The sequence below is a fragment of the Vreelandella aquamarina genome, from assembly GCF_044805175.1.
Lineage (GTDB): Bacteria > Pseudomonadota > Gammaproteobacteria > Pseudomonadales > Halomonadaceae > Vreelandella > Vreelandella aquamarina_B.
In genome coordinates this window covers 3,250,019-3,275,048 of the sequence record NZ_CP085232.1, presented here as the reverse complement: position 1 = coordinate 3,275,048, position 25,030 = coordinate 3,250,019, and the positions used below count along the sequence as shown (strand labels likewise).

Annotated in this window: 25 protein-coding genes and 1 pseudogene; 21 read left to right on the top strand and 5 right to left on the bottom strand. The window is 48.9% G+C overall.

Going from position 1 to position 25,030, the window contains the following annotated elements:
- The first annotated feature begins 12 nt into the window (after positions 1–12).
- From LG300_RS15115 to LG300_RS15080, 8 genes are all read left to right on the top strand, one after another.
- Positions 13–1,035, top strand: coding sequence for a transketolase family protein (locus LG300_RS15115; protein WP_404376130.1), 1,023 nt, complete (start codon positions 13–15; stop codon positions 1,033–1,035).
- Positions 1,036–1,100: 65 nt separating this feature from the next.
- Positions 1,101–2,081: a TRAP transporter substrate-binding protein gene (locus LG300_RS15110; RefSeq protein WP_404376129.1), complete on the top strand. Its 981-nt coding sequence runs from the start codon at positions 1,101–1,103 to the stop codon at positions 2,079–2,081.
- Between the two features lie 14 nt (positions 2,082–2,095).
- Positions 2,096–2,659 (top strand): TRAP transporter small permease, encoded by a 564-nt coding sequence (locus LG300_RS15105; RefSeq protein ID WP_404376128.1) that lies wholly within the window; start codon positions 2,096–2,098, stop codon positions 2,657–2,659.
- Positions 2,656–3,915: a TRAP transporter large permease gene (locus LG300_RS15100; RefSeq protein WP_404376127.1), complete on the top strand. Its 1,260-nt coding sequence runs from the start codon at positions 2,656–2,658 to the stop codon at positions 3,913–3,915. Before LG300_RS15105 ends, LG300_RS15100 begins: the two co-directional genes overlap by 4 nt.
- Before the next feature lie 9 nt (positions 3,916–3,924).
- Complete coding sequence (locus LG300_RS15095) at positions 3,925–4,806, top strand: NAD(P)-dependent oxidoreductase (protein WP_404376126.1); 882 nt, start codon at positions 3,925–3,927, stop codon at positions 4,804–4,806.
- Between the two features lie 9 nt (positions 4,807–4,815).
- Entirely contained in the window at positions 4,816–5,649 is an 834-nt protein-coding gene (locus tag LG300_RS15090; RefSeq protein WP_404376125.1) for a sugar phosphate isomerase/epimerase family protein, read from the top strand.
- Between the two features lie 33 nt (positions 5,650–5,682).
- A complete protein-coding gene (locus LG300_RS15085) occupies positions 5,683–6,435 on the top strand; it encodes an SDR family NAD(P)-dependent oxidoreductase (protein WP_404376124.1) in 753 nt (250 codons plus the stop codon).
- A 59-nt stretch (positions 6,436–6,494) separates the two neighbouring features.
- The gene (locus tag LG300_RS15080; RefSeq protein WP_404376123.1) at positions 6,495–7,214 is read left to right on the top strand and encodes a FadR/GntR family transcriptional regulator; all 720 of its coding nucleotides are present in this window, start codon (positions 6,495–6,497) and stop codon (positions 7,212–7,214) included.
- Positions 7,215–7,353: 139 nt separating this feature from the next.
- Here the strand turns inward: LG300_RS15080 and LG300_RS15075 are convergent.
- Positions 7,354–8,156, bottom strand: a protein-coding gene (locus tag LG300_RS15075; protein ID WP_404376122.1) for an IS5 family transposase whose coding sequence is annotated in 2 segments (ribosomal slippage) — positions 7,354–7,832 and positions 7,832–8,156 — 804 coding nt in all. Because the reading frame shifts where the segments join, the coding sequence is not laid out codon by codon here.
- Positions 8,157–8,293: 137 nt separating this feature from the next.
- Positions 8,294–9,405 (bottom strand): annotated as a pseudogene (locus LG300_RS15070) (IS5 family transposase).
- A gap of 750 nt (positions 9,406–10,155) precedes the next feature.
- Between LG300_RS15070 and LG300_RS15065 the strand changes: the two are divergent.
- From LG300_RS15065 to LG300_RS15005, 13 genes are all read left to right on the top strand, one after another.
- Positions 10,156–10,332: a hypothetical protein gene (locus LG300_RS15065; protein WP_404376121.1), complete on the top strand. Its 177-nt coding sequence runs from the start codon at positions 10,156–10,158 to the stop codon at positions 10,330–10,332.
- 177 nt (positions 10,333–10,509) lie between these two features.
- Positions 10,510–11,637: a 7,8-didemethyl-8-hydroxy-5-deazariboflavin synthase CofG gene (gene cofG / locus LG300_RS15060; RefSeq protein WP_404376120.1), complete on the top strand. Its 1,128-nt coding sequence runs from the start codon at positions 10,510–10,512 to the stop codon at positions 11,635–11,637.
- A gap of 29 nt (positions 11,638–11,666) precedes the next feature.
- Positions 11,667–12,887 (top strand): 5-amino-6-(D-ribitylamino)uracil--L-tyrosine 4-hydroxyphenyl transferase CofH, encoded by a 1,221-nt coding sequence (cofH, locus tag LG300_RS15055; protein ID WP_404376119.1) that lies wholly within the window; start codon positions 11,667–11,669, stop codon positions 12,885–12,887.
- Positions 12,884–13,843, top strand: a complete 960-nt coding sequence (cofD, locus tag LG300_RS15050; RefSeq protein ID WP_404376118.1) for a 2-phospho-L-lactate transferase — start codon at positions 12,884–12,886, stop codon at positions 13,841–13,843. Before cofH ends, cofD begins: the two co-directional genes overlap by 4 nt.
- Positions 13,840–14,541 (top strand): 2-phospho-L-lactate guanylyltransferase, encoded by a 702-nt coding sequence (cofC, locus tag LG300_RS15045; RefSeq protein WP_404376117.1) that lies wholly within the window; start codon positions 13,840–13,842, stop codon positions 14,539–14,541. Before cofD ends, cofC begins: the two co-directional genes overlap by 4 nt.
- Positions 14,478–15,314: a coenzyme F420-0:L-glutamate ligase gene (gene cofE / locus LG300_RS15040; protein ID WP_404376116.1), complete on the top strand. Its 837-nt coding sequence runs from the start codon at positions 14,478–14,480 to the stop codon at positions 15,312–15,314. Before cofC ends, cofE begins: the two co-directional genes overlap by 64 nt.
- Positions 15,311–15,976 carry an NADPH-dependent F420 reductase gene (gene npdG, locus LG300_RS15035; RefSeq protein WP_404376115.1) on the top strand — a complete coding sequence of 222 codons (666 nt, stop codon included), beginning with the start codon at positions 15,311–15,313 and terminating at the stop codon, positions 15,974–15,976. Before cofE ends, npdG begins: the two co-directional genes overlap by 4 nt.
- Positions 15,977–16,028: 52 nt before the next feature.
- Positions 16,029–17,033, top strand: a complete 1,005-nt coding sequence (locus LG300_RS15030) for a TIGR03842 family LLM class F420-dependent oxidoreductase (RefSeq protein ID WP_404376114.1) — start codon at positions 16,029–16,031, stop codon at positions 17,031–17,033.
- Positions 17,034–17,158: 125 nt separating this feature from the next.
- On the top strand, positions 17,159–18,391 hold the full coding sequence (locus LG300_RS15025) for a Zn-dependent hydrolase (RefSeq protein WP_404376113.1): 1,233 nt from the start codon (positions 17,159–17,161) through the stop codon (positions 18,389–18,391).
- A gap of 33 nt (positions 18,392–18,424) precedes the next feature.
- Entirely contained in the window at positions 18,425–19,588 is a 1,164-nt protein-coding gene (locus LG300_RS15020) for a Re/Si-specific NAD(P)(+) transhydrogenase subunit alpha (RefSeq protein ID WP_404376111.1), read from the top strand.
- Positions 19,588–19,875 (top strand): NAD(P) transhydrogenase subunit alpha, encoded by a 288-nt coding sequence (locus LG300_RS15015; protein ID WP_404376110.1) that lies wholly within the window; start codon positions 19,588–19,590, stop codon positions 19,873–19,875. Before LG300_RS15020 ends, LG300_RS15015 begins: the two co-directional genes overlap by 1 nt.
- A gap of 2 nt (positions 19,876–19,877) precedes the next feature.
- Entirely contained in the window at positions 19,878–21,272 is a 1,395-nt protein-coding gene (locus tag LG300_RS15010; RefSeq protein WP_404376109.1) for an NAD(P)(+) transhydrogenase (Re/Si-specific) subunit beta, read from the top strand.
- Positions 21,273–21,378: 106 nt separating this feature from the next.
- Positions 21,379–22,131, top strand: coding sequence for an outer membrane protein OmpK (locus tag LG300_RS15005; RefSeq protein ID WP_404376108.1), 753 nt, complete (start codon positions 21,379–21,381; stop codon positions 22,129–22,131).
- 42 nt (positions 22,132–22,173) lie between these two features.
- Here LG300_RS15005 and LG300_RS15000 read toward each other — a convergent pair whose 3' ends face one another.
- From LG300_RS15000 to hydA, 3 genes are all read right to left on the bottom strand, one after another.
- Positions 22,174–22,824: a TetR/AcrR family transcriptional regulator gene (locus LG300_RS15000; protein WP_404376107.1), complete on the bottom strand. Its 651-nt coding sequence runs from the start codon at positions 22,822–22,824 to the stop codon at positions 22,174–22,176.
- A 164-nt stretch (positions 22,825–22,988) separates the two neighbouring features.
- A complete protein-coding gene (locus LG300_RS14995; RefSeq protein ID WP_404376106.1) occupies positions 22,989–23,429 on the bottom strand; it encodes a DMT family transporter in 441 nt (146 codons plus the stop codon).
- Positions 23,430–23,582: 153 nt separating this feature from the next.
- Entirely contained in the window at positions 23,583–25,022 is a 1,440-nt protein-coding gene (gene hydA, locus LG300_RS14990; RefSeq protein ID WP_404376105.1) for a dihydropyrimidinase, read from the bottom strand.
- Positions 25,023–25,030: the final 8 nt, after the last annotated feature.

The window sequence follows — 25,030 nt, the reverse complement described above, 5'->3', positions numbered from 1 at the left end:
GGAGGAAAAGAAATGAGCGCCAAGAAGAAATTAAAAACCTCAGCGATGATTGCGTCCATTGCCGGTGAAGGCCAGCCGGTAACAGCGGCTCCTTTCGGTCATGCGTTAGTAGAAGCTGCCGAGAAAAATCCAAAGATTGTCGGCATGACTGCGGATCTAGGAAAGTATACGGACCTGCATATATTCGCCCAGGCATATCCTGATCGTTATTACCAGATGGGTATGGCCGAACAACTGCTAATGATGGCAGGGGCAGGTATGGCGCGCGAAGGCTTCATTCCTTTCGTGACGACCTACAGTGTCTTTGCCTCGCGCCGGGCCTACGATTTTATTTGTTTGGCAATTGCCGAAGAGAAGTTGAATGTCAAAATCATCGGCGGGCTTCCGGGGTTGACCACAGGTTATGGGCCGAGTCACCAAGCCACTGAAGATATCGCCATATTCCGCGGCATGCCGAACCTGACCATCATTGACCCCTGCGATGCAGTAGATATTGAGCAGTCGGTGCAAGCAATGGCGGATTACGATGGCCCTGTCTACTTGCGCCTGTTGCGTGGCAAGGTGCCTCGCGTCCTAGACCGCTTCGAGGATTACCATTTTGAGATTGGTAAAGCTAAACGTCTCATGAATGGTCAAGATGCCTTGATTATCTCTTCTGGGCTCATGACGACACGGGCGATTGAGGCTGCAGATGAACTGAAGGAGAAAGGAATTGAGGTGGCTGTCATGCATTGCGCTACGGTTAAGCCGCTGGACACTGATGCCATCCTGGCAGAGGTTCGCTCTATCCCAGACCGCCCCGTCTTCGTGGCTGAAAATCATTCGGTTATCGGCGGTTTAGGTGAAAGTATTGCGTCACTGCTGATGAAGGAAGGAGTGGCAGTCAAGTTCCATCAGATCGGTCTTCCCGACGAGTTCTTGGATGCTGGTGCACTACCGACGCTTCATGATCGCTATGGTATTTCAACCAGAGAGGTAGTGAAAGCAGTCGCCAAAAATGTATCTGTAGAGGAGGAAGTCAGTCCAACCATCTAGATCGCTATCTGCATTTATAACCACTATCTGTACTTACAACAATTATCTGAACAGAGAGAAACGCCATGAAAAAAACAGTCCTAGCATCGGTGATTACTGGTGCATTTTTCCTCACCGGTACTGCCGCTGCTCAACAGACCCTTCAACTTGCTCATAATGCGGCTGAAGGCAATCCTAAGTGGGATGCTTCAGAACGCTTCGCTGAACTAGTAGAGGAAGGTACCAACGGTCAGTTGGTTGTGGATGTTGGTGGTAATGCGCAGTATGGCGATGATATGGAAGCCTTGACTCAGATGAGAATGGGTACGTTGGCTTTTAGCACCAATAGCCAAGGCGCTACCTCCAGCGTGGTGCCACAGTTCTCCGTTCTTGGCTTACCGTTTCTGTTCGACTCTCTTTCCAGTGCTTGGAAGGTAATGGACGGCGAGGTCGGTGATGAGCTGAAAAGGCTTTCGGAAGAAAAGGGACTAGTCCTTCTTGCACTGTGGGATAACGGCATTCGCCATGTCAGCAACAATGTTCGCCCTATCGAAACCCCCGAAGATCTGGAGGGCCTCAAAATCCGCACCCCTCCCGATGAAATGACAGTGGATATTTTCGAGGCACTGGGTGCTAACCCCACTCCAATGAATTTTTCCGAACTGTACATAGCACTAGAGCAGGGTGTTGTGGACGGTCAAGAAAACCCACTAATGAATATTCACTCCTCTAAGCTTCATGAAGTGCAGGACTACATCTCACTGACTGGTCACAAGTACGAGTCTACTCCGCTGTTAATAAGCAAGATGGTCTGGGATACGCTTTCACCAGAGCATCAAGAAGTGATTCAAACAGCAGCAGTTGAGGCTGGCGAGTTTAATCGTCAGGCATCTCTTGAGGCGGACGAAGCGCTGCGGAGCGAGATGGAAGAAGCTGGCGTCACCTTTAACGAGGTGGATACTGAGCTGTTCATTGAAGCCACTTCATCCGTTTATGACCAGTGGGCTGAAGAATATCCTGAACTGGTTGAGTTGGTCGTCCAAGCGGCACAAAGCGGGTCGCAATAACGGGAGGGGCTTTCATGAAGCTCTCAAAAGAGAGCCGCCACAGTGAAGTGGATGAACCCACTTCACTGTTAGTGAGCTCAAAAAGTATGATTTACCACGCTTTTAAATGGGTATCTATTTTAGCCATCGTGATCATCTTCCTCTCGCTGTTAACGGGTGTGCTGGTGAGGTACCTGTTTTCCACTAACTTGGGCTGGGTAACAGAAGTGCCAAACCTAGTTTTTCCCTGGTTAACCATGTGCGCTATCGCCGCTGCAGCGGCTAGAAACGAGCATATCGGAGTTGAGTTATTGGTAGCTAAGTTGCCAAGACTGCCCAAGAAGGTAGTAGTGCTGGTCGTGAACTTAATCGCGATGATTGCCTTTGGTGTTATGGCGGTTCACGGCCTAGATGTCGTTGAAATTGCAGGTTCACAAAGGCTTCCCATAACACAAATAGGTATGTCCTGGGCTTACTGGTCGGTCGTCGTCGGTTTTATCGGCTTGGCAGTTGTTTCATTCATTAACATCGCGATGGTACTGACCGGAGGAGAACAGTTCTCCGAACCTCAAGTCTCTCACGGGGAGGATGGGATATGACGGTCCAAATGCTTATTGGCTTTATTCTGTTTTTATTAATGGCGATGCCGGTTGGTTACTCATTGGTGATTAGCGGCTGGGCGGCGCTATCTGTTTTCGGGCCTATGCCATCAAGTATGGCAGTGATGAAAATATTTCAACCGACACAAAGCTTTCCTTTACTGGCGATACCCTTCTTCATTCTGTCAGGTGGCCTGATGATGTCAGGTAAGCTGGGCCAGAAGTTGGTGGGGTTAGCGTCTATGCTGGTCGGCAAGTATCACGGTGGTCTCGGCCAGGTCACCGTGGTGGGCTCCACAGTATTTGGCGGGGTGTCCGGCTCTGCGGTAGCTGAGGCCTCGGCATTAGGCTCCATGCTGATTCCTTGGCAGAAGAGGGAAGGTTACCCCGGCGCTTTTGGGGCGGCAGTTACCTCGGCTTCATCCGTCATTGCGGGTCTGATGCCGCCTTCGATACCCCTCATCCTGTTTGCCACCGTCTCGAACACCTCAATTGCGTCATTGTTTGTCGCGGCAGTGATTCCAGCACTGATGCTCGCCGGGGGCATGATGCTGGCCTGTTATATTGTGGGTAAAAAGCGCAGGTTCCCGCGCCTAACAATGAAGTACACCGGTGCTGAGGTAAGGAATACATTTTTCACGGCGCTGCCTGCGTTGTTGATGCCGGTATTTATTGTCGTGTTGCTGCGCGCCGGTATTGCCACACCCACTGAAGTGAGCATTATCGCCGTTGCTTATGCACTGATAGTCAGCAGTGTTATCTATCGCGACCTGACGACAGAACGCGTTATGAGCGCGTTGGTAAACACGGTAATTACTACTGGCATCGTGATGCTGATTATTGCGGCGGCCAACATCATTGCTTATATCTTGACCTCGGGTGGTGTGCCTCAGGCCGTCGCACAATGGTCGGTGGAGTATTTAAAACATCCAATACTGATCATCCTGGCAATTAACCTGCTCATGCTTTTTATTGGCATGTTCCTTGATTTGCCTGCTGCCATCTTACTGCTGGGACCGACACTGGTCTCTATTGCTAATGCAATTGGGCTGGATCTCGTACAGCTCGGCATCATTATGTGTGTGAACCTAAGCATCGGACTGTTTTCGCCTCCCATCGGCACGACGCTGTTTGTCTCTTCTGCCATTGCTCGTGAGCGTATTGGCGCCGTAGTGAAGGAGTTGGGGCCTTTCTATCTAGTAGCCATCACTGTGCTACTACTGGTGTCGTTCGTGCCCGCGCTGATCATTTATTGAGGAAGCGTTATGCGAAATATTGTTTTTGCAGGACTAGGTGCTATGGGGAGGCCCATGGCAACCCGGTTGAAAGAAGGTGGCTTCCAAGTGCTGGGCATTGACGCCTTTGAACAAACAGAAACGGCCTTTAACGGCCAGTCGATCTCATCCGAGGAAAAACATCACTGTCTAGCAAGTTGTGATGGACTTTTTATCATGGTGGTGAATGCTGACCAAGTGCGCTCCGTACTATTTGGTGCAGGGTACATTGAGTCGATTGGACAAGGCGCCTGCATCGTTCAAATGTCGACCATTGCTCCGGATGATGCAGTGTCCATCGCAAAAGAAGTCGCGGCGGCGAGGCCCGATTTGCTTTTTGTAGAAGCTCCGGTTTCGGGCGGTGTGGTAGGCGCTCAAGCAGGTGAACTTACCATTATGGCGGCGGGCGCTTCTACTGCTTTGAAAGAGTGTCGTCATGCATTTGAAAAGCTGAGCAAAGTTGTGTTTGAGGCTGGGCAACAGCCGGGGCAAGGTGCAGCGATGAAGGCGGTTAACCAACTGCTGTGTGGCGTGCACATTGCCGCTGCAGCCGAAGCTATGTCCCTAGCAGAGAAAAGCGGTCTTGATACATCAACAATGCTTGCCATGCTGCAGGGGTCGTCGGCTTCTAGCTGGATGCTTAAAGATCGAGGGCCACGAATGATCAATGAGCCGGGCGATGTCACTAGTGTTATCGATATCTTCTGCAAGGATATGGGAATCGTTTGTGATTCGGCAAAGGCATCTAAAGCTTTTACCCCCTTGGCTGAAACTGCGCGTCAATTATTTATCTCTAGCTCAGAGCGAGGAGAGGGCAAGCTTGATGATAGTCAGTTGATTCGCACCTATCGGCTGCTCAACGGAATGAGCTGAGGAGTCTTCATGGCATCTTTTGTATCAGTTAGTACTGCTGCCTATGACGGTTATGGGTTCGACGTGATCTTGCCATCGCTGGCAAGGTGTGGCGTGCAGAACGTGGAGTTTGCTTTTATTGACGGTTATGTGGAGGCCTTTACCGACAGCGACTTTACGGAAGCTTTCGCCAATGAGCTAAGAAGTGAAATGCAACGTCATGGCCAGCAGTGCCGATATTTCTCAGGCCATATCGATTTGGGCATTGATAACGCGACAACCAGACTTGAAGCGCGCTGCCGATTTGCCGCCTCTTTGGGCGCTTCTTTTGTGATAACCAACGCCGCCACCCGTGAGCGGTCGTCCACTTTTTTTCAGCAAGCTGATACGTTGGCTGCGATTGCCCGTAACTATGGCATACGCATTTTGCTAGAAAATCCAGGTAATAGGGTGCCCAACTTGCTAGACCACGCGGGTGATGTACTTGGGTTGTTGGAGCAACTAGATACCCAGGCTTTTGGTCTAAATTACGACATTGGCAATCTATTAGCGCATTGCCCTGACCGGGAGCCGCTTGCTGACGCTCGTGCGGCAATACCGCTTGCCGATCACGTTCATCTCAAGCCATGTGTCCGGAAAGGCGACAGGATCGACTTTGTTTCATTGGGCGAAGGGGACATAGATGATACCACGTTAGCAGCCGAGCTTTTTCGTCAGGACAAGCCGTTTTCGCTTGAACTTCCGTTTCGTCTTCATCGTGATGCTAATGCTCAGCCTTGGCGCGATGACCAACCACTGCCGCTTGATTTAATCGAGATGCGTATTGCCCGCTCCCTTGAAGAGCTGCTGGCATCACTTAACTAACGACTTACTAACCATTAATAAAAGGAAAACATCATGCTGCTTAAAGATAAAGTATGTATTGTCACTGGCGCTGCAGGTGAGAAAGGTATTGGCTTGAAAACTGCTCGGCTCTTCTACGAGCAGGGCGCCTCCATCGTGATTTCCGATATCAACGAGCAGGCCTGCGAGAAAGTGCGCGTAGAGTTCGACGCCGAGCGTTCATTAGTCGTGACTGGAAATGTGGCAAATCGCGAAGACTGTTTCAATCTGGCCAAAGCAGTGATCGATAAATTTGGTCGTATTGATGTGCTGGTCAATAACGCGGGCATCACTCAGCCGGTAAAGTTTGAGGACATTTCGCCTGAAGATTATGACCGGATTCTGGATGTTAACCTACGTGGCATGATGTACATGTCGCAGGCAGTAGTGCCGCATATGAAGCAAGGTGGGGCTGGGTCAATTATCAATACGTCCTCTGTTTCTGCGCAACGCGGCGGGGGGATCTTCGGTGGCCCGCATTATAGTGCTGCCAAAGCCGGTATGCTTGGGCTTGGCAAAGCCATGGCACGTGAGCTTGGAGCCAATGGCATTCGGGTTAACGCTGTTACCCCGGGCTTGATCGCGACTGATATCACTGCAGGCAAGCTTGATGATCAAATGAAAGCCAAGATTCTTGAAGGGATTCCTCTGGGTCGTCTGGGCGCTCCTGATGATGTAGCCAAAGCCTTCCTGTTCTTGGCGAGCGACCTATCAAGTTATATAACAGGGGCCACCCTGGATGTTAACGGCGGTATGCACATTCACTGACTATGGTAAGCTACCCCTGTACTTACGATACGGTATAGGGGTGGCGCTTGGGCGATATTATGAGCCAAATTGATCCGAACCTTTTGGATAGGCTTAAGGAGTTTGTTTCTGTCTCCGAACTGTCTAAAGATGGCCGGTTAAAGCTTCCGGCAGAAAGGGCGTTGTGTGAGCATTTTGATATGCATCGCTCGTCAGTCAGAAATGTTCTTTCCTTACTGCAAAGCCTTGGGTTCATCGAACGCAAGCAGGGCAGTGGTACGTTTCTTAAAATGCCCGAACCAGTTTTTATTCAGCTGTATTTTGAGCTGGCTCTTAAGCTTAATTATATATCGGTGGATCATCTTGAGTCTGCTCGGGAGATGTTTGAAAAAGAAATCGTACAGGCAGCAGCCGTCAATCATCAGTCCCATGAGCTAAAAAAACTTGAGATGCTATGCGATAAAATTGTAACTTCTACTGATGTGCTAGAAGGTATTCAGGCTGATTATGAGTTTCATGAGCTATTAGCCATTATGGCTAAAAACCCCGCTGTATTGATTATTTTCCAGGGGCTATCCTCGGTGCTGAAAAAAGTGCTTCACCAGCGCCGAATTTTGGCAAGACAATCCCGAGAGGCACAAAAGAAAACCAATGAAACGCATATTGCCATCGTCGATGCAATTAAAACACGTGACAGGGAACTGGCCAGACAAGCAATGCATGATCATTTCGAAACCTGGAATCAGCACACGATGCGGGCTTTTCCGGAGATGGTAGTGGCAAACGTGCTTGAGGAGTAAACTTGATCTTCTGCCAGCGGCTTTTAAACGCCCAAGGTATTATCAAACACCTTAAATTAACGGCTTGTTCTATAACTAACTGGTGAAAGTTAGCAAATAATAACATGTTGGTTCATTGGGTTACCGCTTAGAGCTTCTTTCAAAACTGTCGTGTGAGCTGCTTCAAGCAGATCAGGGAGCAGCCCAGTAAAGTGAACGCATAGTGGATGTCAGTGCGCCGCTCATATCGTGTTGCGAGTCGGCGCATCTGTTCCAACCAGGCAAAGGTTCTTTCAACTACCCAGCGATGGCGTCCCAGTCGCTGAGTATCTTCCACACCACGTCTGGCTATGCGAGCCTGAATATGGCGTCGATGGCAGGCACGACGACAACGAGCAAAGTCGTATGCCTTGTCGGCGTGAAGCTTACGTGGTCGCTGTCGAGGTCGACCAAGACGACCTGCTACGGGGGATACCGTGTCTAGCAGGACAGATAGGGGAACGCTGTCATGCATATTGGCTCCAGACAGAACGACCGCCAGTGGTGTGCCCTTTCGATCCGTCAGTAGGTGCCGTTTAGTCCCGGGTCGCCCACGGTCTGTCGGGTTTGGACCGGTAGCTGATCCCCCTTTTTTGCCTTGATGGAGGCACTGTCCATGCAAGCACGATCCCAATCCAATTGTTCCGCTTCTTGCAGGTGTTCCAGCAACGCCTGGTGAAGCTTTTTCCAGACACCCGCTTCATGCCAGTCCCGCAGCCGTCGCCAACAAGTGACGCCAGAACCGCACCCCATTTCTTGAGGCAACATCTCCCACGGAATGCCTGACTTAAGAACGAACAGGATGCCAGTCAAGGCGGCACGGTTGGACACACGTGGCCTGCCACCATCAGGCTTGGGTGGTTCAGGTGGCAAGAGCGGCTCGATAATATCCCAGAGTTCATCAGGTACAATCTTCTTAGCCATACTAACTAAGTTAGGCACGTAGGCGAGCTGTTTCAAGGGTTTTGAAAGGAGCTCTTAATGAGATGTGATCGGACAAGTCAACCTCAATCAATTTATTTGCTAAGAGATCACTCGCCTTAGAGGGTGTTTACAAATTTTCAGGACAGGCGAGTTAATCGGTTAAGCAACTGACGACTCGCTGCCAACCAAACCCAGGCTTCAGATACTTCAACACGTCGGTCATGGTGCATCACCAAACGGCGGGCCTTTTCGATCCAGGCATGGGTTCGCTCAACGACCCAACGCTTGGGAATAACTATGAAGCCTTTCGCATCAGGCTGGCGTGTGAAAAGGTTTTCCTGGTTCGGTGTACACCACTGGCCCACATTGGCATTACCAGGATGGCGTACGACTTCGACCGAAATGGCATGCTATTGGCTGATCGTCTGTGCGCAGCGTCCCGCATAGCCAGCATCAACAAAAACCCGTGATATGCCCGCATATTTTTCTATTCCACTGACCATGACAGGATGTGCGCCGTCGCGGTCTTGCACGCTGGCAGCTGTCACACTCACGGCAAGTATCAGCCCCAAGGTGTCGACCAAGACATGGCGTTTGCGACCTTTGACCTTCTTCCCTGCATCGTAACCACTCGTCCCTCCTTGCGGTGAACTCCGCGTCGACTGGGCATCCAAAACGGCGGTGCTGGGCATGGGGTCGCGCCCCTCACGTTCTCGCCATTGTGCACGTAACCGGTCGTGCATCTGTTCAAACTTGCCCTGTTGGCTCCAGCGGCGAAACGTCCGGTAGACGTTCTGCCAAGGCGGAAAATCCTTGGGTAGCATTCTCCACGAACACCCGCTTCGGACCACATAACAGCAGGCATCGACTAACAGGCGGCGAGGATAGCGAGGCGGTGTGCCACGCTCGCCATCACATTTCGAAAATGTCGGCTACAAGGTGCCACTCCTCATCAGTGAGTGAGCTGGGATAGCGCTGTTCTGGCTGTTGGCGACGGTGGGCTGGGTGATAGCCATAACGCCTTTCATGCTCAGCCTGAGGGGGGGGGTGGTGTCGCCACTTGCTTACGCCGAATGCCCATCTCGTCCAAGCCCCTGCGTACGGTCATGTGATGCACGGAGACACCTGTATGCGTGCAAAAGGCCTCGGTGATCTCGTCTAGAGTCGCGAGTGGCTTCTCCTCAACCAACTGGCACAGTAGGCGCTTCTCCGCGTTACCCATTTTTCTGGGTCGTCCACCTGTCGACATGATCCCTCCCCTTAATGGAAGGCCTCATCGTGTCAGGCATCTATTGTTTTTGTAAACACCCTCTAAACCAGCAGCGCTAAGCCATCAATTTGCTTGCGCATATCAACAGGTTCTAGATACAGGTATACCTTGAGGTCAGGGCCGGAGCGAGTCATGTCACAACCACGATTAACCGTTTTTCCCATGCTATCAGGTCGGCTAACGTGACTGTCTGTACTTTGGCATATGTACTTAACGGTATCTGCAGGGCGGCGGCATGAGACAGATGACCTAACCAAAACGCCTGATTGGGTTTGGGTTCGCGGCTCATGAGGATCTCCAAAGCAAAAGAGGCCATCGGTGTGATCAGAGAAGATACGCTTCGGTAGATGTGTTTTGTGGCGCGCTTACACCTACGGTACCGGCACAATCTACATAAAGCTGCGTCAAGCATATGAACAGGACAACCATAAGCGTTTAGAACCCCTCCTTGCCTTTATTCGGTTACAGGCTACACGACGCAGACATAAGAAAGCCCCAGCCTCTAATAGAAATTAGTTTTTCTGCTCTGGTGTTGTCCTTTGGGTCTGATGCAGGAATTTCGGATTTGACTCAGCCACATAGGAATTGGTGCTTCACGGTTGGCATGGCAACCCCTAACGAGTGGGAGATCTCATCTTCGTCTGCGTGGCTAGGAAATACACCGCTACAAATACCAGTCGTGGAATAGCTCAGAAGTGCTTTGAGGTGAGGCTTCGGGCCGGCGAGGTTATGGCATTGCAGGAGCTTAAAATAGGGCGCGCCATTCACGGCGGTTCGTTTTCGACAACCCGCAGCATGTTCTCCTTGGCATTGGCTATAACACTAGGGGTCGCGAATGAGAATACAAATGAAAATTTTATCTCGCTTGCGATGAATTATTTTTATAATAAAATCATGAAGTTATAAGTGATATTGGCTGAGGTTGATCTGCCTTATCAAGCTGTTTCTTGTTTTTCTGACTCCATGGGGTGTCTGAGGTGAAAAAAAAATTTGACCAAACGGAAAAATATGGTCTAGTGTAATATTTACCGAATGGTAAAAAACAAAATAAAGCGCACAACAATAACAGGAGCGCTACGTACCATGCTGACACGTCCAGAAGCTTTGGCGCTGGAAAATGCGTCAACCCATGAATTAGAGAACTTCTCTCGTCATGCTGCCAAACTTCGCGATGAATATTGGGGCAAGACGATGACTTATTCGCGCAAAGTTTTTGTTCCTCTTACTAACATGTGCCGCGATGACTGTGGTTATTGTACTTTTGTTCAGAAACCTGGGTCGCCTAACGCTCGGATCATGACGCCTGACGAAGTCATGGCTGTAGTTAGAGAGGGCGAGCGATTGGGCTGCAAGGAAGTGCTTTTTAGCCTCGGCGAAAAGCCAGAACAACGTTATTCAGAGGCTCGAGAGGCCTTGGCTAAGTTAGGGCATGTCAGCATGATTGATTATCTAATCGAGATGTGTAGACGTGTATTAGACGAAACTTCGCTTCTCCCTCATGTCAACGCTGGCACTCTTTCTGATGAAGAAGTTGCTCGCCTTAAACCCGTCAGCGTCAGTATGGGAATGATGTTGGAGAATGTTAGCCGCCGATTATTGCATCGCGGGCAAGCACATTACGCCTGTCCAGATAAAGTGCCGGTTCAACGTTTACGCACTTTGGAGCGAGCAGGTAGACATGGTGTCCCTTTTACCACAGGTATCCTTATTGGTATCGGAGAAACTTGGGAAGAGCGCGTCGATAGTCTACAGGCTATAAACTACCAGCATCGTTATTATGGTCATATTCAAGAAGTGATTGTCCAGAATTTCCGTGCAAAACCTGGCACCGCTATGGCTAACCATCCAGAGCCGGACTTAAACGATATGGTCCGCACTCTTGTTCTTGCGCGTCTGATACTTGACCCATCAATTAGTCTACAAGCCCCTCCTAATTTGGAGTCGCGATTTTCAGCTTATATAGGTGCTGGTATCAATGACTGGGGTGGCATTTCCCCTGTAACCCTTGACCATATCAACCCAGAGCGGGCTTGGCCCCAAATAGATGCTCTGCGTGAAGCGACAGCTCGCTGTGGATATGGCCTTGAAGAGCGTCTAGCTATTTATCCGAGATATTTAAAATCTCCGGAACACTTTCTCTCCACTTCACTCGCTGAACGTCTTGAAGAAATCGCTCGTGACGATGGTTTGGCTCTACAACAATGCGTCTAACACAGCGCCCATGAACCGGAGATATTTTTATGACTACAACGATAACACCACTCCATTCAATTGATCGCCTATCTGAAAATCTTGCATGTTCAGAAGTGAGTTGGAAAACGCGACATATATTAAAGAGTGTATTGGCGGGGGAAGAGTTAAGTGAGGCAAATGCCATACACCTTTTCCAAGTAGACGGAGCTGACTTAGATGCTTTAACTGCAACCGCTGACGAGGTACGCCGGCGTCGTGTAGGTGATGATGCCTCATTCGTGATTACTCGTAATATCAATTATACGAATGTTTGCTATATGGGGTGCCGTTTTTGTAATTTCGCCAAGCGCAAGAGCGACCCTGAAGCTGAATTCTTCGATATTGATGAGGTTGTACGTCGTGCCCAAGAAGCTTGGGATCGCGGGGCTACTGAGGTCTGTATACAAGGAGGGCTTCACCCAAATATTCCAGGCCATTTCTACCGAGATATGCTTAAAGCTATCAAGCGGGTCTTGCCAGACATGCATATCCATGCCTTTTCACCATTTGAAATTTGGTTTGGCGCTCAAAAAAGTCGCTTGTCTTATCGTGATTTCATTCGTGACTTAGTAGATAACGGTTTGGGTTCGATGCCGGGTACTGCTGCAGAGATCTTGGATACGGAAGTACGCAAGCAGTTAACTCGCGACAAATTAACTACCAATCAATGGGTAGAGATTATCACGACAGCTCACGAGGAAGGAGTACCTACTACTGCGACCATTATGTATGGCCACATCGATGGCCCTGAGCACTGGGCATCCCATATTGCTTTACTTCGAGACATACAAAAACGTACTGGTGGCTTTACCGAATTCGTACCGCTAGGGTTCGTGCATTATAAGACCCCTTTGTTCCTAGAGCATGAAGGAGTGCGTCCCGGTCCTACTCGTCTTGAGCATATCAGGATGCATGCTGTCTCGCGTCTGATGCTGGATGGTTGGATCAATAACATCCAGGCTTCCTGGGTAAAACTAGGGCCAGATCTTGCCCGTCAGATGCTAGCTGCTGGTGTCAATGATATGGGGGGTACTCTGATGAATGAAAGTATCTCACGAGCAGCCGGTGGACAGCATGGCCAGGAAATGCTTCCCAATAATCTTGTATCTATGATCCGTGAAATGGGTCGTCGTCCGGTTCGTCGCAATACACTTTATGAGGTAGTTGAAACTTTTAATGAAGAAACTCCTGCTTCATCATTTCGTCATGTTGCTGGAGGTTTTGCATGATACCTCGCGTCACCTTGCTTGCTGGCGGTGTGGGAGGCGCAAAACTAGCCGAGGGGTTAGCTGCCATTTGCCCATCTGAACGCCTCTCAGTCATCGGTAATGTAGCTGATGACCAGGAGTTTCATGGACTTTGGGTATCGCCAGATATTGATACTTTGACCTATAGCCTAGCGAATATGATTGATCGCCAACAGGGCTGGGGGCTAGCCAATGATAGTCATGGGGTACTGACTGCTTTGGAGCGCTTTGGCTGCGATACTTGGATGACGCTAGGTGACCAAGATATGGCAACACATATTTTTCGTACTCAACTACGACGCCAAGGTATTAGACCTAGCGCTATTGCTCAAAGCATTGCTAATTCTCTTGGTGTGAAAATCAACCTATTGCTGCCTACAGATGATTGCTTACAGACCATGATTAAAACGGATCAGGGCTGGCTAGCTTTTCAAGAATATTTTGTTAGGGAGCACTGTAAACCCGAGGTACTTGAGATTCGGTTTGAAGGTGCCAACCATGCGCGTCCAACTTATGAAGCCCTGGAAGCTATTGAAAATGCAGACTTGCTATTAATTGCACCTAGTAACCCTGTGGTCAGTATTGCACCCATCTTGGCTGTGCCTGGTATTCGTCAAGCCATAGAGAACTCTCACGCTGTCAAGCTGGCTGTCTCACCTTTGATTGGTGGTCAGACTGTTAAGGGGCCCGCTGATCGTATGCTGACAGCAATGGGGTATAGCAGCAGCAATTTAGGAGTCGCCGCCAATTATGCAGGTTTAATCGATGGTTTGATTATCGATGAAAGTGATCGAGCCGATCAAGATGCTTTAGAGGCTGAAGGGTTACGAGTCATGACTACGTCTACTCTCATGACCTGTCTTGAGGACAAAGCTCGCCTAGCTAAAGAAACCCTTACTTTTGCCAGTGCTTGTCGTCGTCAGGAGGTGGAAAGATGACTCAGAAACCACTGATCGTAATTCCAGTTAAAGAATTTAGCCAGGCTAAGAGCCGACTGGGGAAAACGCTTTCACCTTATCATCGCTCCACTCTGGCAAGGCGTTTGTGTGAGCGCACCCTGCGTTTTCTTGAGCACTGTTTTTATGACTACGATCGTCTTGTTGTCACCGATTCATCGGCTATCGGAAAACTGGCTATGGATTACGGTGCTATGGTCCTTGAGGAGCCAATTGCTGATGGGTTATCTCAGGCGGCTCGGCGTGCTGCAGCCTGGGCCTGTCGAAAGGGGTATCCGGCACAATTGCTTATCCCAGCAGACATTGTACAGCTTGAGGAAGCGGAAATACGACAATTGTTAGAGACCCATCAAGACGAGCCATTTGTGGTTATCTGTCCAGCTAACGACGGCGGTACAAACGCTTTATTAACTTCCCCACCCGATGTAATACCGTTCCGTTTTGGGCCTCGCTCAGCGGAAGCCCATCGTGAAACAGCCTTACGCCTTAGCTTGGCCTGTCAGGTACTTGATTTATCTAATTTACGCTTCGACCTAGATACACCCTCAGATATTAACACGCTGGGTTCCTTCATCCAGCAACACGGCGCTGAGACGCCGCAGGAGCTAAAGAAGTTATGGAACCTGTGCACGATACCTCACAGCATGACTCCCTGGACAGCCTGGCTGACAACGCCATGATCAATGACCACGTGGCACTTCAGGCCCTTTCAGGCATACCCGATATACATCCGGGAGATGACTTAGCTGCGATTTTGATTGAGAGCTTGCAGTGTCAAGGCATGGTTCTGCGCGAGGGTGACATCTTGGTGATTGCGCACAAAGTGATCTCCAAGGCCGAGGGTCAAGTTGTGGCTTTAGCGGGCATTACGCCAAGTAAAAAAGCACTCGAATTGGCTGAGCAGGTTAATAAAGATCCTCGGAAGGTTGAGGCTATTTTGCGGGAATCGACGCGTGTGGTGCGTGCTGTAAAACGTCCTGAACAAGAGGAAGGTACTCTCATAGCCGAACATCGCTTAGGTTTTATATGTGCTAATGCAGCGGTGGATGAATCCAACGTTGGTGCTGAGGAAACTGTCATTCTATTACCCCATGACCCTGATGCTAGTGCACGCCGCCTGTGCGAGCGCCTAGAAGAAGCTTTCGGGGTGAGTGTAGGTGTTGTAGTAACCGATACTTTTGGCCGTCCTTGGCGAATGGGTTTAGTTAATGTGGCTATTGGGCTAGCCAAGGTTCCGGCACGAATTGACCTGATAGGTGAGCGTGATGCATTCGGTCGAGTGCTGTCTGTGACCATGCCTGCTTTGGCTGATGAGCTGGCTGCCGCTTCTGGTTTGGTAATGGGCAAAAGTGACAAAACTCCGGTGGTGTTGTTCCGCGGCATCAACTGGCAACCCTGTGTCAGTTCTGCAAACGAGCTGATAAGACCCCAACAAGAGGACTTGTTCCGATGAGCGTTGCAATTCTTGGTGGTACCGGCCCACAGGGCCGAGGCTTGGCACTGCGCTTTGCGCGTGCTGGTATTCCGGTTGTGATCGGTTCCCGCGATGGTGAGCGGGCACAAAGTGTGGCTGAAGAGCTTAATGGACAACTCAACGATGCTGCAGCTATTACAGGTGAGGATCTACGTGGTGCTGTAACTACTGCCGATGAAATGGTTATCTTAGCTGTCCCCTACAGTGCCCATGACGCCACTCTTGAAGGAATCCGAGATCTACTTCCTGGGAAAATTTTGATCGATATTGTGGTGCCTTTAGCAGACGGTGACCCCAAAAAAGTGGATATGCCCGCTGCTGGCTCAGCTACTGAAGCTGCTCAGGCCCTCTTGGGTGATGACATCCCCGTAATTGGTGCACTACATAATGTTTCAGCGGCAACTCTTAATCACTTAGATCATCCGATCAACTGTGATGTTCTGGTATGCGGTAACGACTTAGCAGCGAGAGAGAAGGTTATAGAGCTGATCCGTAAAATCGACGTAGAGGCTTACAACGCTGGCCCGGCAATCAGTGCTCGTTGTATTGAGGCTATTACACCAATCTTAATACGCATCAATATCTCTAAAAAAGTTCCTTTTACCCATGCTGGTATACGTATCTGGGCTCCAGGCACCTGATACATTTATAAGACTAGTAACACTCAATAAGTACAATGTAAGGAGAAATACAATGGAATTCGGCATTTGTTTTAAAGGCTTCGTAAGTCCAGATCGTGCGCGTAAGCTGGTTCAGCAAGCTGAGGCAGCTGGTTTCGACTACTGCTGGTTTTATGATTCGCATATCTTGTGGCGTGAGTGTTATCCAGCTATTGCTATGTGTATGGAACACACCACTAAAATGCGCTTTGCTCCTTGTGTTACCAACCCTAATGCTCGTGATTGGTCATTGGCTGCCAGCTTGTTTGGTAGCCTCGCTAAACAGAGTGGTGGGCGGTTTGATATCGGTTTAGGACGTGGCGATAGTTCAGTCCGGGTTATGGGAAAAAAGCCTGCTACGCTAGCTCGCGTTGCTGAGTTTACTCATAAAGTCAAGGCGATGGTACGTGGTGAAGAAGTACACTACGGAGAATGTCCTGAGCCGGTCAAATTCCCTTGGGCGGATGGTTATGAGCTACCAGTTCATATCGGTGCCTATGGCCCCAAGGCTCTTAAAACTGCAGGCGAAGTGGGTGACGGTGTCATTCTACAGATCGGCGATACTTACCTGGTTGAGTGGCTAGGAAAACAGTCCATCAAAGCGGGTGAAGAAGCCGGTCGTGACATGTCAGACTATAAGGTTATTGTTGCAGCACCTGCTTACTTTGGTGATAAAGAAAGTTGCATCGAAGCTACGAAATGGTTTCCGGCCATGGTCGGCAATCACGTGGCCGATATTGTGGAAAAATATGGTACTGATAGCGGCTTAGTTCCTAAAAGCCTTACTGACTATATCGAGAAACGCAAGGGTTATGATTACTCGAAGCATGGGCAAAGTGATAACCCCTATCTCGACTTTATTACTCCAGAAATCGTAGAAAGTTTCTGCGTTCTGGGCCAGCCAGAAGATCATGTTAACAAGCTTCAGAAACTGCAAGAAGCTGGCATGACCCATTTTAATATTTATCTAGACAACGGTGACGAGGAAAACATTATCGCTCAGTACGGCGAACATGTGATCCCTCGCTTCCGTAGCTGATTTCGTCTGCCGATAAATAATCGGCTTCCATATCAATACAACATGAGGGCCACTAAAAGTGGCCCCCTAGAGCCCTTTGTGCTCCGTTTATGGAGCTCTTTAGTTTGACGCTTAAGGAGTAAATTATGGAAGACATTCGCATTAACAAGCAGCGCCTATGGGATAGTTTGATGGAAATGGGCGAAATCGGAGGTACTGAGAAAGGTGGCTGTTGTCGTCTGGCTTTGACGGATTTAGATAAGCAGGGCCGAAACTTATTTGTGAAGTGGTGTGAAGAATCTGGTTGCAGTATCACCGTGGACAAAATGGGAAATATCTTTGCCCGTCGTCCTGGCCAGGATAACTCACTGCCTCCAGTTGCTATGGGTAGTCACTTGGATACTCAGCCTACTGGTGGCAAGTTTGATGGTGTGTATGGCGTGCTGGCTGGCCTGGAGATTTTTCGAACATTGAATGAGCATGGCATTCAAACTCTTACTCCTTTGGAAACGATAGTTTGGACTAACGAAGAAGGCTCACGCTTCCCACCAGCTATGGTTTCTTCGGGGGTTTTTGCAGGTGCTTTTGACCTTGAATACGGCCTAAGCCGTGCTGATCTTGATGGCAAAACAATGGGTGAAGAGCTGAAGCGCATCGGTTATGCAGGAGATGCTGAAGTAGGTGGTCGACCCTTTAAGGCATTTTTTGAAGCACATATCGAACAGGGTCCGATCTTAGAAGATGAGCAAAAACAGATTGGAGTAGTTACCGACGCACAGGGACAACGTTGGTACGAAATTACTCTTACAGGCCAAGAGTCGCATGCTGGCCCAACACCTATGCTAAGCCGCCGCGATGCATTAGTTGGTGCCTCGCGTATTGTTGAACTGGTCAATCGTATAGGCATGATCAACCAGCCCAATGCTTGCGCTACGGTTGGGTTGATGCAGGTTTTTCCTAACTCACGAAATGTTATTCCTGGCCAAGTGTTTTTCACTGTGGACTTCCGTCATCCCGATGCGAAGGTCCTAGAAAGGATGGACCAGGAGCTAAGAGAAGGGGCACTTCGTATTGTTGAAGAGCTCAAGCTGGAAATGGATTTTGAACAAATTTGGTACTCGCCACCTGTGCCGTTTGATCAGACCTGTGTCAACTCTGTTCGCAAGGCCGCCGAAGAACTTTCGTTAAGCCACCGAGAAATGGTCAGCGGTGCTGGGCACGATGCTTGCTATATCGCTCGTGTAGCTCCTACTTCCATGATTTTTGTTCCTTGTGAAAAAGGCATCAGTCATAACGAATTGGAGCGAGCTGATGCAGACGATCTGGCGGCTGGTTGTAATGTTCTGCTTAAAGCGGTGTTGGAGCGTGCTAACGCTTGATTAAGCATCCGATTGTGTCACAGGAGAATAACAATGAAATTATCGGTGATGCGGGAGCGTCACCCTGGTGAAACCAGGGTAGCGTTGACTCCTGCCAATATATCGACTTTGACGAATCTTGGTTGTGAGGTTTTTGTAGAAACTGGCGCAGGCGATGCTGCTGGTTTTTCCAACGATAGCTATCGTGAAGCGGGAGCAGTAATACTCGAAACACGCTCTCAGTTGCTTGCCCAAGGTGAAATCATACTCTGTGTAGATGCCTCACACGAAGAAGCGCTGGCAGACTTACAAAAGGGGCATATTTGCATCGGCATGATGGATCCCCTTGGGCGAGCCGAACAATTCGTTAAATTAGCTGAACGAGGAGTTACAAGCGTAGCACTTGAATTAGTACCTCGCATTAGTCGTGCCCAGAGCATGGACGCCTTATCCTCTATTGCCACTTTGGCTGGTTACAAAGCTGTATTACTAGCAGCACTCCATGCCCCACGTATCTTTCCGATGATGATGACTGCAGCCGGCACGTTGAATCCCTCTCGGGTCTTTATTATGGGAGCTGGTGTTGCAGGTTTACAGGCAGCCGCTACGGCTAAGCGCTTGGGTGCAATCGTAGAAGCTTATGATGTGCGTCCTGCAGCAAGGGATCAGATCCTCTCTGTGGGTGCTAAACCTATTGAACTGGATCTTGATACTACATCCAGTGAAGGGCAGGGTGGCTACGCTAGTGAACAGGATGATGATTTCCTAAATCGGCAGCGAGAGCAGATGGCCAATATTCTTGCGAAACAGGATGTAGTCGTGACGACTGCAGCAATTCCGGGAGCCAAGGCGCCAGTTTTAATTACTGAGGAAATGGTGAAAAGCATGAAGCCGGGTGCCGTCATCGTTGATCTTGCAGCTGAACGAGGAGGTAACTGCGAACTGAGCCAGCCGGGTGAGACAGTAAAAGCTTATGGTGTAACTATTATCGGCCCAATCAATATCGTCGCCACGTTACCTCACCATGCCAGCCAGATGTATGGACGCAATGTAGAGAATTTACTGCTTCATATATTGGATGATGAGGGGGCGCTGAAGATGGATTTCGAGGACGAAATTCTTGATGAAACCGTAGTTACTTATGAAGGGGAAGTACGTGCCTCGCGTATTCGTGAGCGTCTATGTGTGGCTCCTTCCCATGAAGAGGAGACAGCCTGATGGATATGCTTGTAATGCAAATATCGCTCTTTGTATTAGCTGTCATCCTCGGTGTTGAGTTAATCACTAAAGTTCCTGCAACACTCCATACGCCTCTGATGTCGGGTAGTAATGCTATCTCTGGTATCACTCTGGTTGGGGCTTTACTTGCAGCAGGCTCAGGGGAAGTTGGTGGTATCTGGACTTCAGTACTTGGCATGGTTGCTGTCACCCTGGCTACTATCAATGTGGTGGGAGGTTTCCTAGTCACCAACCGCATGCTGCGCATGTTCCGCAAAAGGGGATAAACATGAGTCTATCTTTCGTAAACCTATTTTATCTTGTATCTGCGGTACTGTTTATTATCGGCATTAAGGGGCTGACTCGTCCACGCACCGCTGTCCGCGGTAACTTGCTAGCTGCTGTCGGTATGCTGGTTGCAGTTGTAGTCACTCTTTTAGATCAGTCGATACTTTCCTACGGATGGATTCTTGCTGGGGTTATCTTGGGTGGTGCGGTAGGTGTCTTACTAGCTACTCGCATCCAAATGACTGCGATGCCACAAATGGTTGCCTTGCTGAATGGTTTCGGTGGAGGTGCCTCTTTAGCTGTCGCTATGGCAAGCTTTCTTTCAACGAGTGGGCCAATCGCTGCTGCTGGCACCATCAGCTTTATAGCAATAGGCCTGACAGTATTAATCGGTGCAGTAACCTTGACCGGTAGTGCCATAGCTTTCGGCAAGCTACAAGAGCTGTTGCCGGGAAAACCGATTGGTTTTAAAGGCATCACACTTTTTAATGCTGCTTTGCTAGCTGTCGCTGTTGTGATTGTTGCAGTCCTATCAAATGGTAACGGTGGTATAGGCTTATTGCTATTGTTGACGGTTGTTGCCCTAGTATTAGGTGTAACGTTAGTCATCCCTATTGGGGGGGCTGATATGCCAGTCGTGATTGCCTTACTTAACTCTTATTCTGGTATCGCTGCTGCTGCAGCGGGTTTCATCATGGGTAACACGGTACTGATAGTTTCAGGTGCTTTAGTCGGTGCTTCTGGATTGATACTTACTCGTATCATGTGTGTAGCCATGAACCGCTCTTTGGCTGGTGTCTTGTTTGGCTCATTATCCGAAGAAGGTGGTGAGACTCTCGATGCTGACGAAGTATATGCTGGAAAAGTTAAGTCTTCTTCAGCAGAGGAAGTCAGTATGCTGCTAGAAACTGCGCGGCGAGTGGTAATTGTTCCGGGCTTCGGTCTAGCAATGGCTCAGGCCCAGCACGCAGTTAGAGATTTGGCAGATACATTGGAAAGGCGCGGTGTGGAAGTGATCTATGGTTTGCATCCGGTCGCTGGTCGTATGCCAGGCCATATGAACGTACTACTCGCCGAAGCTGAGGTGGACTATGACAAGATGCAGCCCATGGAGCAGGTGAATCCAAGTTTTGCGCAGACAGATGTCGTCATTGTTATCGGAGCTAACGACGTTACTAATCCAATGGCTCGAGAAGATAAAGGAAGCCCAATCTATGGAATGCCGATTCTAGATGTCGACCAGGCGCGGACTGTCGTAGTAGTAAAACGTAGTCTGAGCCCTGGCTTTGCCGGTCTCCCTAACCCTTTGTTCGCCAAAGACAACACTTTGATGCTGTTTGGCGATGGAAAGCAAGCAATTCTTGATCTTACAGGAGCTCTAAACGAAGCGGCATAATGCCATAGTTTTCTGACTATAAGCAGGGTGCCCGTAAAATGGCACCCTTTCATTTCAAGGGAATTTATTAAGATAATCTTACGACAACAACCACAAGAGAATTAATATGAATCATTATAAAAAATACCTCGCTGTTACTTGTATTTCCATGACTGGTATTTCTGCCGCCCATGCTGAGAAGCTTTTTTCTGACTCAAGTATTACTTTACTACACAGTGATCAGTATGAGGCTTTTGGAAAAGAGCAGCAGGAACATACTTTTTTTACCTTTGAGAATGTGACTGCCCATGATTGGGGAGGGACCTTCTTTTTTATCGATGCCAATCAAGGACATGGTAGCGCGGAAGGGCAGGATGATGTTTATGGTGAGTTTTCACCTTCAATAAATCTGAGTTGGCTGTCTGATCGAGATCTGTCAGCCGGACCTATTAAGGATGTTTTTCTGGCAGCAACCTATGAATTTGGTGGTGAAACCGACCTGAATAACTATTTAACTGGTTTCGGCTTCGCGTGGGATGTTCCAGGCTTTTCGTATGTCAATACAGCTTTCTACCATGCTAATAATAGCGAAATCGATAACGATCTTCAGATGACGCTGACTTGGGGAGCTCCCTTTGAGCTAGGGCCTGCTCTCTTCCTCTTTGATGGGTTCTTAGACTATTCAACTGCGGAGTCTGATCATAAATCTGAGTTAAACTTTACACCACAGTTGAAGCTTGATATTGGGCATTTTCAAGGCAATCCTGGTGTGCTCTACGCAGGTGTCGAATATTCTTATTGGAGAAATAAATATGGCCTTTCAGATAACTTAATTGAAACCGAAAGCTCGGTGAGTGCACTATTAAAGTTCCATTTTTGAATATTTAGAGTGACGTGGGGCGCATTTTGCGCCCTTTTTATTTTATATGTTTTTAAGCCCTAACCCTTTGAGAAGTACATGGGTAAGAAAGTCACCTGCGCGACGAAAGTCTTCTTCCTCCAGTTCACTCTTACCTAGTGCCAAACTAACCTGGGCGGAAAAATCAGCATAGGTTTGAGTGGAAGCCCATATGGTAAAGAAAAGATGTTCTGGGTCAATCGGATCCATAATGCCTTGTGTGATCCAACTGCGTACTAGCTCAATATCTGCAGTAAACTGGGGTAGTAGATTCTCCTCGAGATAAACCTGCAGGTGAGAAGCGCCGCTGATCACTTCGTTGGCGAATACTTTAGAGCCGTAAGGATGTACCCTTGAAATCTCAAGCTTGCCGCGAATGTAATTCTCCAGCATGCTAGCAGGCGTATCACCAGCTTGCTCAATTAACGCCATTTTTTCGATCCAAAGATCGAGAATATTTTTTAGGACGTGATGATACAAGCTGTCCTTCGAGGGAAAATAGTACAGCATGTTTTGCTTAGAAAGGCTTGCCTTTTCAGCGATAGCCTCTAAGGAAGCGCCGTTGAATCCCTGTTCTGCAAAAACAATTTCGGCAGCGGCGATAATTTTTTGCTCGAGAGCTTTACGGCTGGCGGAACGGCGAGGTGGTTTATGCTTGGTGATTGGCTGATTCATGGGACTCTCGACCAGGTTTTCATGTGCCACCGTACCCACCACTCAAGGTGTCATCATCAGTATAACTAATCGCGATCAGCGTACCAATGCACCGGATGGTTGGTTGCACCAAGGTGGTGAAACGAGTGACAGAATACCGATAGCCTTGAGCCACGTCTAGCCGTTCAGAATCTGCGAATAAGGATCACTCCTAAAAATAAAAGAACAACACCCAGAAGTCTTGGTAGAGAAATTGCCTGCTGTGGGAATCCCAAAACTCCAAAGTGGTCGAGCAAGGTGGATGCTAGCATCTGGCCTGCTACAACAAGTGCTAATAGAGTTGCAGCCCCCAGCTTGGGTGCAAAAATAACCATAACGGTCACATAGAAAGCGCCTAATATTCCTCCTGACCAGCTCCAAAGGGGAATATCAGAAAGCTGCTGCCAGCTGGGTACTGTAAGGCGTAAGGCTGTAGAAGCGCCCAGTAGTACTATAGTTCCTATACCAAAAGATACGGTTGCTGCCCACAATGGATGTCCCCAACCACGAGCCAACCCAGCATTGATACCAGCCTGCATCGGAAGCATAGCACCTGCTACCAATACTGTGATGAAATGGAACCACATAATAGTCACTCCTTTAAAGCAGTGATTACGGTTCTAACTTTATGAGTTAAATATCAAATATAAAATGGGCCCACCTTCATAAATACAGTGGGCCCTAATCGAAAGACATTTATGCAATTTTTGGTGAAGATACTCCCACCAAAAAGTTAGTAATTAACGTCTTACAGCTTGTGGTTCATTTAGCTCAGTTTGGCGAGCTACGGCTTCCAGCACCGGGGCAAAAGGTGCCCGCTTGATGTACTGGCCGGCGCCACGCTCCGCATTTAGCTCCCCATTACGCCAAACTATTTTCCCATGGCTCAATGTATGGGAGGGAATGCCTTTGACAGTGCGGCCTTCAAAAATATTGAAGTCTACGTTCATGTGGTGACTATCGGCAGAAATGGTACGTGTGCCCTGGGGATCCCATACAACAATATCGGCATCCGCACCTTCCGTGATACTGCCCTTCTGCGGATACATATTGAACAGTTTTGCTGTATTAGTAGATGTTACCGCAACAAACTCATTTAGGGTCAGCCTACCCTTATTAACCCCTTCGTCCCACAGAATTGCTAGGCGATCCTCCACCCCTGCCGTACCATTGGGAATCTTGGTGAAATCATCACGACCTGCTGCTTTTTGATCTTTGCAGAAACAGCAATGGTCCGTTGCTGTAGTATGAAGGTTGCCACCTTGCAAACCATTCCAAAGCGCGTCCTGGTGCTCCTTCGGACGGAAGGGAGGGCTCATAACGTGGCCTGCCGCGAAGTCGAAATCCTCATTGCGATAGACACTATCATCAATGGCTAGATGACCAGCTAGTACTTCACCATAAACCCGCTGCCCCGCTGATCTTGCTCTGGTAATAGCATCTAAAGAGTCTTTGCAGGAAACATGTACGATATAGATGGGTGTGTGCATCGCATGAGCTACCTGAATAGCTCGGTTGGCCGCTTCTCCTTCAACAAAAGGTGGGCGCGAAAGAGGGTGAGCCTCGGGGCCGGTAATACCTTTGGCCAGCATTTCTTGCTGAAGCTGATAAACTAATTCACCATTTTCCGCATGCACAGTAGGCATTGCTCCCAACTCTACACAGCGGCGGAAGCTGTTAACTAAGGTTTCATCATCGGCCATAATAGCATTTTTGTAGGCCATAAAGTGTTTGAAGCTGTTTACCCCGTGTTCTCGTACCAGAGTTTCCATATCTTCGTGTACAGAATCGTCCCACCAGGTGATCGCTACATGAAAGGTATAATCAGCTGCAGATTTTTCGGCCCATTCTTGCCACTGGTTGTAAGCGTCTAGGAGACGCTGCCCCGGTTGTGGAATGACGAAGTCGATAATACATGTAGTGCCACCGGCCAGGGCTGCAGCTGTGCCTGTGTAGAAATCATCGCTAGCTACAGTGCCCATAAAAGGAAACTGCATATGCGTGTGGGGATCGATTCCTCCCGGCATAACGTACTGGCCGTTAGCATCTATTACTTCTGCAGTTGTGGGGACATCGAGATTCTCGCCAATGGCAACAATTTTTCCACCTTCACAGTAGACATCGGCATTGAAGGTACGGTCTGCAGTGACAATTGTGCCACTCTTGATCAAAACGGACATGGATATCT

Bases quoted from the DNA above. Each gene is read 5' to 3' on its own strand.
- cofE (WP_404376116.1), top strand. From the start codon at position 14,478: ATGGAACCTGTGCACGATACCTCACAGCATGACTCCCTGGACAGCCTG.
- LG300_RS15020 (WP_404376111.1), top strand. From the start codon at position 18,425: ATGAAATTATCGGTGATGCGGGAGCGTCACCCTGGTGAAACCAGGGTA.
- LG300_RS15100 (WP_404376127.1), top strand. From the start codon at position 2,656: ATGACGGTCCAAATGCTTATTGGCTTTATTCTGTTTTTATTAATGGCG.
- LG300_RS15000 (WP_404376107.1), bottom strand. From the start codon at position 22,824: ATGAATCAGCCAATCACCAAGCATAAACCACCTCGCCGTTCCGCCAGC.
- hydA (WP_404376105.1), bottom strand. From the start codon at position 25,022: ATGTCCGTTTTGATCAAGAGTGGCACAATTGTCACTGCAGACCGTACC.
- LG300_RS15090 (WP_404376125.1), top strand. From the start codon at position 4,816: ATGGCATCTTTTGTATCAGTTAGTACTGCTGCCTATGACGGTTATGGG.
- cofG (WP_404376120.1), top strand. From the start codon at position 10,510: ATGCTGACACGTCCAGAAGCTTTGGCGCTGGAAAATGCGTCAACCCAT.
- cofC (WP_404376117.1), top strand. From the start codon at position 13,840: ATGACTCAGAAACCACTGATCGTAATTCCAGTTAAAGAATTTAGCCAG.
- LG300_RS15115 (WP_404376130.1), top strand. From the start codon at position 13: ATGAGCGCCAAGAAGAAATTAAAAACCTCAGCGATGATTGCGTCCATT.
- LG300_RS15110 (WP_404376129.1), top strand. From the start codon at position 1,101: ATGAAAAAAACAGTCCTAGCATCGGTGATTACTGGTGCATTTTTCCTC.
- cofH (WP_404376119.1), top strand. From the start codon at position 11,667: ATGACTACAACGATAACACCACTCCATTCAATTGATCGCCTATCTGAA.
- LG300_RS15010 (WP_404376109.1), top strand. From the start codon at position 19,878: ATGAGTCTATCTTTCGTAAACCTATTTTATCTTGTATCTGCGGTACTG.
- LG300_RS15095 (WP_404376126.1), top strand. From the start codon at position 3,925: ATGCGAAATATTGTTTTTGCAGGACTAGGTGCTATGGGGAGGCCCATG.
- LG300_RS15005 (WP_404376108.1), top strand. From the start codon at position 21,379: ATGAATCATTATAAAAAATACCTCGCTGTTACTTGTATTTCCATGACT.
- LG300_RS15030 (WP_404376114.1), top strand. From the start codon at position 16,029: ATGGAATTCGGCATTTGTTTTAAAGGCTTCGTAAGTCCAGATCGTGCG.
- LG300_RS15080 (WP_404376123.1), top strand. From the start codon at position 6,495: ATGAGCCAAATTGATCCGAACCTTTTGGATAGGCTTAAGGAGTTTGTT.
- npdG (WP_404376115.1), top strand. From the start codon at position 15,311: ATGAGCGTTGCAATTCTTGGTGGTACCGGCCCACAGGGCCGAGGCTTG.
- LG300_RS15085 (WP_404376124.1), top strand. From the start codon at position 5,683: ATGCTGCTTAAAGATAAAGTATGTATTGTCACTGGCGCTGCAGGTGAG.
- LG300_RS15105 (WP_404376128.1), top strand. From the start codon at position 2,096: ATGAAGCTCTCAAAAGAGAGCCGCCACAGTGAAGTGGATGAACCCACT.
- LG300_RS14995 (WP_404376106.1), bottom strand. From the start codon at position 23,429: ATGTGGTTCCATTTCATCACAGTATTGGTAGCAGGTGCTATGCTTCCG.
- LG300_RS15025 (WP_404376113.1), top strand. From the start codon at position 17,159: ATGGAAGACATTCGCATTAACAAGCAGCGCCTATGGGATAGTTTGATG.
- LG300_RS15065 (WP_404376121.1), top strand. From the start codon at position 10,156: ATGGCATTGCAGGAGCTTAAAATAGGGCGCGCCATTCACGGCGGTTCG.
- LG300_RS15015 (WP_404376110.1), top strand. From the start codon at position 19,588: ATGGATATGCTTGTAATGCAAATATCGCTCTTTGTATTAGCTGTCATC.
- cofD (WP_404376118.1), top strand. From the start codon at position 12,884: ATGATACCTCGCGTCACCTTGCTTGCTGGCGGTGTGGGAGGCGCAAAA.